Source organism: Longimicrobiales bacterium (genome assembly GCA_028823235.1).
In the GTDB taxonomy this organism is placed as follows: Bacteria; Gemmatimonadota; Gemmatimonadetes; order Longimicrobiales; family Gaopeijiaceae; genus UBA2589.
Genome location: JAPKBW010000004.1, coordinates 112,258 through 124,871, shown reverse-complemented (window position 1 = coordinate 124,871; position 12,614 = coordinate 112,258). Strand labels below are relative to the sequence as shown.

8 protein-coding genes are annotated in these 12,614 nt (G+C 61.6%); 7 read left to right on the top strand and 1 reads right to left on the bottom strand.

The genetic code is table 11. From position 1 onward, the window contains the following. Positions 1 to 4: 4 nt before the first annotated feature. The gene (locus tag OSA81_03405) at positions 5 to 1,315 is read right to left on the bottom strand and encodes an aminotransferase class V-fold PLP-dependent enzyme (GenBank protein MDE0898040.1); all 1,311 of its coding nucleotides are present in this window, start codon (positions 1,313 to 1,315) and stop codon (positions 5 to 7) included. 201 nt (positions 1,316 to 1,516) lie between these two features. On the opposite strand from OSA81_03405, the gene OSA81_03400 reads away from it, so the two are divergent. The 7 genes from OSA81_03400 (at position 1,517) to OSA81_03370 (ending at position 12,519) form a co-directional block, all read left to right on the top strand. After that, positions 1,517 to 3,595: a TonB-dependent receptor gene (locus tag OSA81_03400; GenBank protein ID MDE0898039.1), complete on the top strand. Its 2,079-nt coding sequence runs from the start codon at positions 1,517 to 1,519 to the stop codon at positions 3,593 to 3,595. 80 nt (positions 3,596 to 3,675) lie between these two features. After that, positions 3,676 to 4,620, top strand: coding sequence for a ribonuclease Z (rnz, locus tag OSA81_03395; protein ID MDE0898038.1), 945 nt, complete (start codon positions 3,676 to 3,678; stop codon positions 4,618 to 4,620). Between the two features lie 25 nt (positions 4,621 to 4,645). Next, a complete protein-coding gene (aroA, locus tag OSA81_03390) occupies positions 4,646 to 5,929 on the top strand; it encodes a 3-phosphoshikimate 1-carboxyvinyltransferase (GenBank protein MDE0898037.1) in 1,284 nt (427 codons plus the stop codon). Next, positions 5,926 to 6,606: a (d)CMP kinase gene (gene cmk, locus OSA81_03385; GenBank protein MDE0898036.1), complete on the top strand. Its 681-nt coding sequence runs from the start codon at positions 5,926 to 5,928 to the stop codon at positions 6,604 to 6,606. Before aroA ends, cmk begins: the two co-directional genes overlap by 4 nt. 178 nt (positions 6,607 to 6,784) lie before the next feature. Beyond that, a complete protein-coding gene (locus tag OSA81_03380) occupies positions 6,785 to 8,953 on the top strand; it encodes a 30S ribosomal protein S1 (protein MDE0898035.1) in 2,169 nt (722 codons plus the stop codon). A gap of 39 nt (positions 8,954 to 8,992) precedes the next feature. Continuing rightward, a complete protein-coding gene (locus OSA81_03375; protein ID MDE0898034.1) occupies positions 8,993 to 10,969 on the top strand; it encodes an ABC transporter substrate-binding protein in 1,977 nt (658 codons plus the stop codon). Then, positions 10,969 to 12,519 (top strand): acyl-CoA carboxylase subunit beta, encoded by a 1,551-nt coding sequence (locus OSA81_03370; GenBank protein MDE0898033.1) that lies wholly within the window; start codon positions 10,969 to 10,971, stop codon positions 12,517 to 12,519. Before OSA81_03375 ends, OSA81_03370 begins: the two co-directional genes overlap by 1 nt. Positions 12,520 to 12,614: the final 95 nt, after the last annotated feature.

Sequence of the window (12,614 nt, the reverse complement as noted above, 5' to 3'; positions counted from 1 at the left end):
GGGCTCAGGTGGGGAGGCCGTTCTGTGCGACGTGGCTCATCACATCGACGAACCGATCGAGCTCTGGCAGCGTCGTGTACACGCTGGGGCTGATGCGAAGTCCCTGGAACTCGGCGTGGTTGATGCTCACCGTAATGATGCGGTGCGCATCCCAAAGGTAGTCGCGCAGCGCGTTCGGCTCGACGCCCAGGACCTCGACATTGGCGATGCCGCAAGCGAAGCCCTCCTTCTGGCTGGTGTTCAGCCGCACGTTGTCGTGCTGGAGCAGTTCGTTCGCCCAGTAGTCCCTGAGGTAGACCAGTCGGGCAGCCTTCCGAGCCGCGCCAAGGCCTTCATGGAAGGTGAGTGCCTCCCCAATACACAGGTAGGGAGCCTCAGGGTGTGTCCCGATGGCCTCGAATTTCCTGATGTTGTTGTCCTGTGTCTCCGGAGCGGCCATGAGTGGCCAGACGTCCGCGATCTTGTCCCTTCGGACGTAGAGGAAACCAGTTCCATGCGGAGCGAATAGCCATTTGTGAAGGCTGGACGAGTAGTTGTCGACATCGAGCTCACCGAGATCGAAGTCGAAGTGGGCGAGCGAGTGCGCCCCATCAATGACGAGTGGAATGCCGTGCCGACGAGCCATTGCTGTCAGTTCGGTCACCGGCAGGATCTGGCCTGTGAGGTTGACCATGTGAGAGGCCAGGATCATCCGGGTTCGAGGCGTGATCGCTTCCTCGAACAGGCGGACGATCTCTGCCGGATCTTCGGCGGGCACCGGAATCTGGATCTGCTTCAGGACGATGCCTTCACGGCGCTCGCGCTGCTTGAACGTCGTAATCATTCGCCCGTAGTCCTGTGTCGTCGTCAGGACCTCGTCACCGCGTTCGAGATCGATCCCGAACTGCATCGTCTGGAGACTCTCTGAGGCGTTCCGCGTAAACGCGACCTCTTCGGCGTCCACACCCCATGCGCGTGCCATGCGCTCGCGGGTCCCCTCGCGCTGTGGCTCCAAGATCTGCCACATCGTGTAGGTTGGAGCCAGGTTTGAGTAGTCGAGGTGCCGCTTCATGGCATCCTGGACCAGCTTCGGCGCTGGACTCACACCACCGTTGTTCAGGTTCACTAGTGTGCGATCAACCGTGAAGGCGCCTTGAACCTCAAACCAGAAGTCCTCGTCGGCGACGACGTCGGCGGCTGTCCCGAGATGGCTTTTCAGATTCGCCGCGATGTCGATCGCGTCGGCTCGAAGCTCAGTCGGACGGAAGGTGAAGCCCGTCGCAGCTGCGGCGGCGGGAAGGGACATGGTACCAAGGAACGAGCGACGACTGTGCATTAGGCCTCCGAGGGCGGCGGTATCGGTCCACGATACGTGCCAAAACTGTGGATGTCCAACCGATTCCGGCTCAGCAGATCGTCAGCGCCGGGTGACCTTTGAACGGTCCCATGCGGTACCGCGGAGCCAAGGAACAAAAGAAGTTTTACGTCATATCACGCGCCGGCCTTTGTACACTCCTTTGTATCGATTCTCGTCCTCATGGTTCACCGCAACATCCTGCATTCCTGCGTCTCTCTCGGATGGCTCCGAGCCGTCCCGGTTGCATTGGCAATCGGGCCTTCCTGTGTTGCCGCACAGAATCCCCCGGATTCGATTATTCCCGACTCCGTGCGATTCCTTGGGGGCATCATGGTAAGCGTGGCCAAGCCGGCACTGACCAGCGGTGGGTCGAGCAGTGTGGTGATCGCCCTCGACTCACTCGGGTCGATCCCGGCGCCCACGATGGAGCAGGTGCTCCGAGCGATGCCGCTCATCCAGATCCGCGCCAACAGTCGCGGTGAGATGCAGCCGGCGCTCCGTGGTTCAGAGGATCGCCAGATCGCGATTCTGATGGACGGGGTGCCTTTGACCATCGGGTGGGACCACCGGACGGATATGTCGATCATTCCCCTCACAGCGGCGCGAAAAATCACGCTCGTGCGAGGCCTTTCATCAGTGTTGTACGGGCCGAACACGCTGGGAGGTGTCGTCGAGGTCGATGTGGCCAGAGGGCAATCCCGGATCGGATCGGTCGATCCGCTGTCCGTCGGCTTGGCCTACGATGGGACAGGTGGGATGAATGTCTCACTTACCGGTGGGCATCTGGTCGATGACGTCGATGACCAGTGGGTGTTCCGCGGTGGGTTCGGCTTTCAGGACCGGAGCGGTGTGCCGGTCGCCGAAAAAGCTGAAGAGGACCCCACCCTCCGGCCACAGTACTTGGCCGAAGACGACCTGCGCCTCAACAGCGACGCTGAGCGAATTGATGGCTTCGTCACGGCGAGGTATCGGTCAGACGAGGGCACCTGGGGTTCGTTCTCCGCGTCCGGATACGACGTCGAGCGCGGTGTTCCTCCTGAGGCGCACCAGGACGATCCTCGGCTATGGAGGTATCCAGAGCAGCAGAGAATGCTGGCGGCTCTCTCCGGGGGTACCGGGCAACGTGAGACGGGCGTCGGTGAGGGAGACCTGGAGGCGAGTATTGGAGTCGATCTCGGATCTACGCTGATCGAGCAGTTCGCCTCGGAGGCTTATGACACAGTCGACGAGACTGAGGGCTCCGACGACCGTGTCCTGACAGCCCGTGTTCTCGGCGAACATACGATCGGCGCTAGTGGGGATCTGCGGGCGTCCGCCACCTACGCTGACGTGGTCCACGACGAGGTTCTCACACCGGGAGGTATGAACAGCTATCGCCAGCGGCTGTGGAGCGTCGGTATGGAGACGGAGTTTCGTTTCGGTGCAAGTGACCTGTCGAGTGTTTCGCTCGGAGGAGCCGTCGACGGTTCCGACACGCCGGAGTCCGGAGACAAGCCCTCGGTAGAGTCGATCACCGACTACGGTGTTCGACTCGGACTGAGTACGCTCGTCGCCGATGGCGTTCTACTTCACGGTGGGGCGAGTCGCCGGTCACGTTTTCCGTCACTGCGCGAATTTTATTCAGGCGCACTTGGCCGATTCGAGCCGAATCCGAATCTGCAACCCGAGACGCTGTTCGGTTCGGAAGCCGGGTTCACGATGACGAACCGGGTCGGTGAGATTCAGATGGTTGGCTTCTACCATCAACTGACGGACGCGATTGTTCGTAGGTCCGTGACGGGCTCGGATGGAGTCAGGCGCTTTCAGCGGGTGAACCAAGACGAGATCAGGGGAGCCGGTGTAGAACTGCTGGCGGTCGGGAGGCTTGGGGGCGCCACCCTGACAGGTGACCTCACGCTGCAGGATGTGAAAGGATTCGAGGCTGACGGCAGGGAAGTTGAGCTCGAGTACGAACCTGCATTGGCCGGAAAGTTCGGCCTTGAGGGACCGCTTCTCGCTGCCTTCAGGGGCAGCGTTGCGGTCCGGTACATGAGTCAGCAGTTGTGTGAGAACCCTGAGGCGGGCGGGTTGCAGCCTCTCGACGGCAGCGCCCCGTTGGACCTGACCGTTCGGCGGCTCTTCAGTCTCGGGAAATCGAGAGTGCTGAGTCGCATGGATGCATCTGCGTCGATGCGAAACGTTACGGACGCGGCGGTCTTCGATCAGTGTGGCCTTCCGCAGCCTGGACGCCTCGTTCAGATCCAGTTCAGGATCTGGTAGCGTTCCGGATCCGGCAGCGGCCCGCTACGTTGGCTCCGTTCGGGTGATCACGCACCCGCGCTGATCTCGGCAGGCACTCAATGATTCGCCTCACCTTTCTCGGAACCGCTGCCGCTCGACCTACGGTCGGGCGTAATGTCAGCGGCATTGCAGTTCAGCGAGAGGGAGACCTCTTCCTGTTTGATTGTGGGGAAGGGACCCAGCGCCAGATGATGCGCTACCAGAGCGGCTTCGGTGTCCTAGCGATCTTCGTGACCCATACGCATGCAGATCACGTGCTGGGAATCACCGGGCTCCTCCGCACGATGGCGCTACAGGGGCGTGAAGACGCATTAACGATTTACGGACCCAGGGGGTCGACTAGGACGCTCGACGCGATCGTTCGGCTGGGCGAGGACCGGATTGGGTTCCCAGTCGAAATCATTGAATGCCGCGCGGGAGAAGGACACCGGGCCGACGAGTATCGAATCGTCGCCTTCGATGTCCAACACGGCACATCGGCTGTGGGCTGGGCTCTTGTCGAGGACGATCGGCTCGGACGCTTCGATATCGGCCTTGCCCGGGAGATGGGAATCCCCGAAGGGCCGATGTTCGGACAACTCCACCGTGGAGAGGACGTCGAGGTCGATGGACGAGTGATTCAAGCCTCGGAGTTTGTGGGCGAGGCTCGACCGGGTCGAACCGTCGTGTACTCCGGAGACACACGTCCATGCGCCCAGACGGTGGAGAGCGCTCGGTCTGCCGATGTACTGGTCCACGAGGCCACGTTCGGCGCAGAGGAAGAGGAGAGGGCCAGACACACGGGCCACAGCACGGCTTCTGATGCCGCCAAGGTCGCTCTCGAAGCGGGCGCAGGAGAACTTCTGCTCACCCACCTGTCGGCTCGGTATTCGGACGATACGCGGGGCCTAGAGGAAGAGGCACGTTCCATCTTCCCCTCGACCCGAATCGCCCGAGACGGGATGAGCGTCGAGGTGCCACTGCGGTCAGGCGACATGGCGGAGCCCGCCGAGCCTTCGTCCTGATCATCCGACCGTGGCGGACGCCGGCGTGAGAGTGAGAGTCCCCGGCGACAAGTCACTTTCACAGCGGTCGCTCATTTTGGCTGCGTTGGCGGAGGGTGAGAGCCATTTGTCTGGTCTGCTTTACGGGGGAGACGCTGAGTCGACGGCGCAGGCCCTTCGACGTCTCGGCGTCGACATACCCGTATTGCCCGAAGACGGGAGCGAGATACGTATCGAAGGGGTGGGCCTTCGGGGGCTCCTTTCTCCGGACGGTCTGCTCGATCTCGGAAACAGTGGCACTGGAGCGCGTTTGTTGACCGGTGTTCTTTGTGGTTCATCGCTGACTGCGACACTAGACGGAGATGCTTCACTTCAGGGGCGACCGATGGGGCGAGTCATCAATCCCCTCACAGCCATGGGCGCGTCGATCACTTGTGTGGGCCAGCCGGATCGGCTTCCGGTCCGGATCGAGGGTCGCGGACCGCTGGAGTCGATTGACTGGCCCGGCGAAGTCGCAAGCGCACAGGTAAAGAGTGCTGTTCTGTTCGCAGGCTTGGTGGGACAGGCCTTCGTGCTGTTCACCGAACCGCGAAAATCCCGAGATCATACCGAACGTCTCTTCAACGAGGTCGGGGTCTCTGTCCTGTCCCACGTCACCGCGGGCGGCTGGAGGGTCGAAATGCGCGACCCGCCTGAACGGATCGGACCGCTCGACCTGCGGATCCCCGGGGACCTCTCTTCTGCGGCATTCCTGCTTGCGATCGGGGCGCTGGGTACGGCTGGACCGGAGCTGACCGTCGCGGGAGTTGGCCTCAATCCTACGCGAACGGCCTTTCTCGATGTGCTCCGCCGAATGGGCGCCGAACTTTCCATTGAGACGTCGGATACGCCGGGGCCTGAACCCTCAGGTGACATCACAGTCCGTGCGACGGAACTGCGGGGTGTTACGGTCGAAGAGGATGAGGTGCCCGCGCTGATTGACGAGCTGCCAATGATCGCAGCGCTCGGGGCAGTGTCGACCGGAGTCACACGGATTACCGGAGCGGCTGAGCTGCGTCACAAGGAGTCCGATCGAATCTCCGCGATGGTGGCGAACATCCGGGCCATCGGAGGAGACGCGCAGGAACTCCCGGACGGGCTCGTCGTACAGGGCACCGCAGGACCGCTCAAAGGCCGGGTCCGAACGTTCTCGGATCACCGCATTGCGATGGCGTTCGGTGCGCTGGGTTCGGTAGGTCAAAACGAACTTGAGGTCGAGCACCTCGGTCTGGCTGATCTGAGTTTCCCGGGCTTTCGCGAAACAGTAACCCGTATCACTGGAAGCGTATGAGTCGCACAGGACCGATCGTCACACTCGATGGCCCGGCGGGGTCAGGGAAGTCCACCACTGCAAAAGCTGTCGCCGCACGTCTCGGGTTTCGACACCTCGATTCCGGGGCGCTTTACAGGGCGCTCACGCTCGCGTTGCTCGAGTCCGAGGTGCCCGAGTCTGACTGGGATGGCCTATCGGAGGAGGAGATGCGGGCACTCGACGTGTCGGTTACCCCCACTGATTCAGGGTTCGACGTCGTTGTGAGTGGCCGCGTCGTACATACCGAGCTTCGGACTCATGAGGTCACATCGCGGGTGGCGCACCTCGCCAGCCTGGCGCCGACACGGGCCTGCCTGATGACGCTGCAACGCAGCGCTGGTGAGCACGGAGACCTGGTCGCCGATGGGCGTGACATGGGTAGCGTCGTGTTCCCGGGTGCTGAAGTGAAAGTCTATCTGGTCGCGGACCTGGCCGAGCGGGCTCGGCGCCGACTTCGCGATCAGGGGGTGAAGGAGCCGAGCGATGATGATGTCACGACACAATCCAGTTCCATCGCTGAGCGCGATCGGCACGACTCGGAACGCAAGCACTCGCCGCTGCGCATGCCCGAGGGAGCACACCTCCTGGACACCACGCGCCTCTCGTTCGCAGAGCAGGTCGAGTCGATTGTGACACGCGTGGATAGGCTGGATTGACCTCTTCCGATTAGTTGACGCTGTTATGAGGCGCCTCTAGCTTTGCACGGCTAGGAACTGACCGCTTCTGTTGGTCGATTCCGGCTTTCTTTTTCCTTTTCACGAACCCGAACCCGACCCTCGCCCACCGAGGCTCGGCACAGAGAGAGCTCCGCATTCTGCGTGAGCCCCAGAGACGATGACTGATATCGAGAATCCCACCCCCGAGGCCGAGTCCGCAGTGGTGGACGCTGGCACCGACGCTGAGAACGATGACCTTGCCGAAGGCGAGGAAGTGATCATCGATGCGCTGACCGGCGAAGTCACGACCATCACCGCTGAAGAAGCTGCAGCAGAGGAAGCCGCAGAGCAGGCAGCTATAGCGGTCGCCCTCATGGACATCCCAGAAGGGATTTCCCCGGAGCTTTTCTACGATCCATATGGAGAGGAAGTTCTCTCCACCTCGAAGGCCGACTTCGAAGCGCTGCTCGAGCAGTTCAGCGGCAGTTTCCAAGCCTTTAAGGAAGGAGAGATCGTCAACGCCACCGTCCTCAGGGTTACCGACACGTCGGTAATCCTTGAGTTCGGCTTCAAGAGTGAGGGTGCAATCGCCCTCGACGAGTTCAAGGACGTCCCCGTCGAAGGCGAGGAAGTCGAAGTTCTCCTCGAGAGCCTTGAAGACGACGACGGCGTTGTTGTGCTGTCCAAGAAGAAGGCCGACTTCCTCCGCGTCTGGGAGAAGATCCGGGAGGCCCACGAGGCCGATCGTCCGGTCAAGGGAACGCTGGTCCGAAAAATCAAGGGTGGTGTCACCGTCGATCTCATGGGCGTGGACGCCTTCCTTCCGGGGTCGCAGATCGCGCTCCGTCGCGTGCCGAACATCGAAGACCTCATTGGCGAGGTCTACAAGTTCAAGATCATCAAGCTCAACAAGCGTCGCCGGAACATTGTTGTTTCGCGTCGCGTGATTCTCGAGGCCGAGCGCGAGACGAAGCGCGAGACCCTCGTGAAAGAGCTCTTGGTTGGTCAGGTCCGCGAAGGTATGGTCAAGAACATCACTGACTTCGGCGCCTTCATCGATCTGGGCGGTCTCGACGGACTGCTCCACATCACGGACATGTCATGGGGTCGCGTCGGACATCCGTCCGAAGTCGTGGATATCGGCTCCAAGATCGACGTGAAAGTTCTCGACATCGATTGGAACCGCGAGCGCATATCGCTCGGACTCAAGCAGCTCCTTCCGTACCCGTGGACCGATATCGACAAGAAGTATCCGGTCGGTTCGCGTGTCGGGGGCCGTGTCGTCTCGATTACGAACTACGGTGCCTTCGTCGAGCTTGAGAAGGGCGTCGAGGGTCTGGTCCACATCTCTGAGATGTCCTGGACCCGTAACGTGCGGCACCCCTCGAAGGTCGTTTCGATTGGAGAGCACATCGAGGCTGTGGTGCTCAAGGTCGATCCGAACGACGAGAAGATTTCGCTCGGTATGAAGCAGATCGAGGAAGATCCGTGGCTGGCACTGCCGGTGAAGTACCCGACGGGTACGAAGCTCGGCGGTACGGTGCGGAACCTGACCTCCTTCGGCGCCTTCGTGGAGATCGAGCCTGGCATCGACGGACTCGTCCACGTTTCGGACATGAGCTGGACCAAGCGTGTCGAGCATCCGTCCGAAGTGGTTCAGAAGGGTGCAGAGCTCGAAATCATGGTTCTCGACGTGGATGCCGAGAACAAGCGGATCAGCCTGGGCATCAAGCAGCTTACGGATGATCCGTGGCCAACCATCTCTGAGCGACTGGCTCCGGGGGTCGAACTCGATGCCACAGTGGCCCGCGTGCAGGAGAAGGGTGTGGTCATGAATCTCGGCGACGATATTGAAGGCTTCGCCCCGATATCACACACCGGGGTCGATGTCGATAACCCAGAGCGTCTTGAGGAGCACTATGGCGCGGGAGACACGGTCTCCCTCCGAATTATCGAGTCGGATGCGGCGAATCGCCGTATCGTGCTCGAAGTAACGGAAGTGCCGGAGCGGAAGTCTCAGGAAGAGATCGAAGCAGGCCGGATCGCAGCAGCTGAGGCCCTAGCAGCGGCAGCGGCGGTAGCATCAGCAGCTGAGGCCGACGACGACGACGCGTTCGTGAAGCCACGTGCCACGAGCAAGCCTGCGACGGCGGCAGCGGAGGGCGGTGCACCTGAGTCAGCAGCAACAGCTGCTGCTGAGGTTGAAGCCGAGGCTGCCACCGATGGTGAGGATGCTCCTGAGGAGGAGGCGCCAGCCGTCGAAGCTGAAGCTGAAGAAGCACCTGCGGCCGATGCTGAGGAGGCCACAGAGGCTGCGTCTGGTGATGACGCCAAAAAGGAGGACTAGGCGCCCAATGTCGAAAGTGCCTCGTAGTGAGGGTTTTCGGTGAGGGGTCAGTTCAGGAGCGCCCGGACGCGATATGCGTTCGGGCGTTTCTTTTGCCTTCTTGGGTGTGTCGCGTGGACACTCACCTCGGCCTGCCAGACGGTCGGGAGTGGGACTCGAGAGGCTGAATCGACGGATGCTCGGCTTGGCCCTGGACTAGACGTACCCGTCGTCGTGTCTCCGGGGCCGATCAGTGCGGTTGAGCAGCGTGTGGCAGAAGAATTGTTTGCGGAGGCTCAGCTTTCGTTTGACGCTGGACGCTTCTCTGAAGTATTCCGGATTGCCGAGGACCTTATTGAGCGTTTCCCGGCGTCTGACGTGTCGGGTGCGGCACTTGAGATGTCGGCACGGGCGCACCTGGAGAACCGTGATTTTCCCGCAGCGGATGTCGCGGCGGGGCAGTACGCCGGACTGCTGCCAGCCGGAGATCGGCGTGGGCCCGGCGCGCGGCTTCTGCAGGCGCGTGCGAACTCCGAGGATCACGGTGCCCGCCTAGACCGGCTGTTGCGAATCGACGAAGCGGCTAATCCGTCCCAGATGGAGGAGTCCGTGGCCATGGTACGAATGGCAACGGACTCGCTCGAGTTAGCTGAAATCCAGAGCGTTGTGGACGGAGTCTCAGTCCGTGGACCGCTGACGCCGATAGCCGAGGCCCGGCTGTCGGTCGGCTTCCTTGAGATGGATCGGACGGAATCAGCCACCATTTACGCCCAGCGATCGATCGATGACGGCGTAGCCGGTGAGGAGTTGCTCTGGGCTCGGGGCGTACTCGCGGGCGAACTGCCTGCAGGTAGGGGCCGGACGACCAGCTTCCGGATCGGCGTAGTTCTACCAATGGGAGGCCCTCCAGCGCTCGCGGAATTCTCGATGCTCCTTACGGAGGGGATCGAGGTCGCAGCTGCGACTGCGCTTGGGGATGACTACCAGGTCGAGTTGATCGTTCGTGACGACCAAGGGGATCCTGAGCTGACGGCGCAGGCCGTACAGGAACTCGAAGCGGAGGGCGTCCAGGGTATCATAGGCATGCTGCAGGACGGCGATCTGCTTTTGGCGGGCGATGTGAGGAACTACGATGTCACCTTGGTTTCGCCGACCGCTCGAAGCGCTGACAGGGCGGGACAGGGTGCCTACTCACTAGAGGGTGCGAATATCGAGGCGGCGGCGTCCCTGGCCTACTATGCCGTATCGAGAGCGTTCCAGCGTATCGCGATCGTGCATCCGCAGACGCCCGAAGCCGAGGCGGAGGCCGATGCGTTCGAAAGGGCTGCTGCGTCGATGGGCATGCCTGTCGTCGGGCGCTTCGGCTATCAGGCCGGAGCCACCTTCTTTGAGCCGCAGATTCAAGCTGCCCAGGACGCTCTGCGTCGGGATGAGATTACTGCGCTTGGTCTTACCGAAGACGACACGCTGCATGTGGAGGAGCTTCAGCCGACCGCGATTTTCCTTCCGGTTCCCCTGGAAGACATCGATTTTCTGGCTCCCCAGGTGACTCATTTTGGACTCGACACGCTCGCGATCGAGATCCTTGGAACTTCCGCTTGGACTGATCCCCAGACGCTCCAGGTCGTGGATACGCGCCATACGACAGGAGTGGTCGCGACCGCCGCAGTCGGCGCCGGGGTTGGCTCCGCCGGTGACTTTCGTTTTCGGCAGGCGTACGAGAAGTACTTCCAGCGCAGTCTGGTCGGATCGACAGCGTCGATCGGGTACGACGCCCTGTTACTGCTGCTGGAGGCCCTGCGGCCGGGGCGGGTGTCCCCGGAGCAAGTCCAAGCCTCGTTTGGCTCCCTTGAAGCGATTGAGGGCGCGACCGGGATCTTCTCTGTGATCGACGGTCGAGTGGTTAGGGGGACGGAAGTCGTTCGAATCCAGAACCGTGCGCTGACGCCTTTGGAGCTCCGGCCGGCGCCCGAGGATACTTTGGGGAGCCAGGATGAAGCAGCCAATAACCGCCGGGAAGATCAGGGAAGACGCTGATGTCGATTCACGAAAAATTAGAGACCCTCGCAGAGCTTTCGGCGCAGGCTGAACTGGGTGGTGGGGTGGCGCGAATCGAGGCGCAACACGCCCGCGGCAAGCTTTCGGCTCGAGAACGCCTCGACCTACTACTGGACGAGGGATCATTCGTAGAGCTCGATCGGTTCGTGACGCACCGGTCGACCGATTTCGGGCTGGCCGATCAGAAGGTACTCGGAGACGGGGTCGTCACTGGATACGGGACGGTCCACGGCCGCCTCGTGTATGCGTACAGCCAGGACTTCACAGTATTCGGAGGCTCTCTGTCTGAGGCGCACGCTGAAAAGATCGTGAAGCTTCAGGACATGGCCCTCAAGAACGGGGCGCCCATCATTGGGCTCAACGACTCGGGGGGCGCTCGAATTCAAGAAGGTGTGGCCAGCCTCGGGGGCTATGCCGACATCTTCTTGCGGAACACCATGGCATCCGGGGTCATTCCCCAGATCAGCGTGATCCTCGGGCCGTGTGCGGGTGGGGCGGTCTACTCCCCCGCAATCACTGACTTCGTGTACATGGTCCGCGGGACCAGCTTCATGTTCGTGACCGGCCCGAATGTTGTTAAGACAGTGACCCACGAGGACATCGACATGGAAGGGCTTGGGGGAGCAGACGTCCATGCCTCGAAGTCGGGCGTGGCACACTTCGCCTGTGACTCGGAGCCCGAGTGCCTGGCCTCGGTTCGTGACCTGATCCGCTTTCTCCCACAGAACAACCGAGACCTCGCACCGGATGCGGGCTGCGAAGATCCGTACGACAGACGAGATGAAAAATTGCTCGAAGTTGTTCCGGATAACCCCAATCATCCCTATGACATGCGAGAAGTGATAGGGCATGTCGTAGACGAGGGTGACTTCTACGAAGTGCACGAACGGTTCGCCGGGAATCTGCTCGTTGGCTTTGCGCACCTCGGTGGACACGCGGTGGGCATTGTTGCGAATCAGCCCGCTGCACTGGCCGGTGTGCTCGACATCGATGCGTCCGTAAAGGGCTCTCGCTTTGTCCGTTTCTGCGACGCGTTCAACATCCCGCTGGTGGTACTCGAAGATGTACCGGGCTTTCTGCCTGGGGTCGCCCAAGAGCACGGTGGCATCATCCGGCATGGGGCGAAGCTCTTGTACGCGTTCGCCGAGGCAACGGTGCCGAAGCTCACGGTGATCACTCGGAAGGCGTACGGTGGAGCCTACGATGTCATGAACTCTAAGCACATCCGGGGCGACGTGAATCTAGCTTGGCCTCAGGCTGAGATCGCGGTGATGGGTCCCAAGGGTGCCGTCGAGGTTCTTTTCAGGAAGGAGATCGCCGACTCAGAAGACCCCCAGGCGGCAACGGAGGCCAGAATCGAAGAGTACCGCGAGAAGTTTGCCCACCCCTATGTGGCGGCTGCCCGTGGCTACGTCGATGACGTGATCGACCCGCGGGATACGCGTCCGCGCCTCATCTCCGCGCTTGATATGCTCCGGAACAAGCGAGATGAAAATCCGGCCAGGAAGCACGGAAACATCCCGCTTTAGAAGGGCCTGCACGTTGGGTGGGAACCCGCCGCCGTCGCCAGGGCATCGTACCCTAGACACGCCGGATCGGCTCCGGAGCATTCTGGCCAGCTACG

Excerpts from the sequence above, each read along its gene's own strand:
- OSA81_03370 (MDE0898033.1), top strand. The coding sequence starts at position 10,969 with ATGTCGATTCACGAAAAATTAGAGACCCTCGCAGAGCTTTCGGCGCAG.
- OSA81_03380 (MDE0898035.1), top strand. The coding sequence starts at position 6,785 with ATGACTGATATCGAGAATCCCACCCCCGAGGCCGAGTCCGCAGTGGTG.
- cmk (MDE0898036.1), top strand. The coding sequence starts at position 5,926 with ATGAGTCGCACAGGACCGATCGTCACACTCGATGGCCCGGCGGGGTCA.
- OSA81_03405 (MDE0898040.1), bottom strand. The coding sequence starts at position 1,315 with ATGCACAGTCGTCGCTCGTTCCTTGGTACCATGTCCCTTCCCGCCGCC.
- rnz (MDE0898038.1), top strand. The coding sequence starts at position 3,676 with ATGATTCGCCTCACCTTTCTCGGAACCGCTGCCGCTCGACCTACGGTC.
- OSA81_03400 (MDE0898039.1), top strand. The coding sequence starts at position 1,517 with ATGGTTCACCGCAACATCCTGCATTCCTGCGTCTCTCTCGGATGGCTC.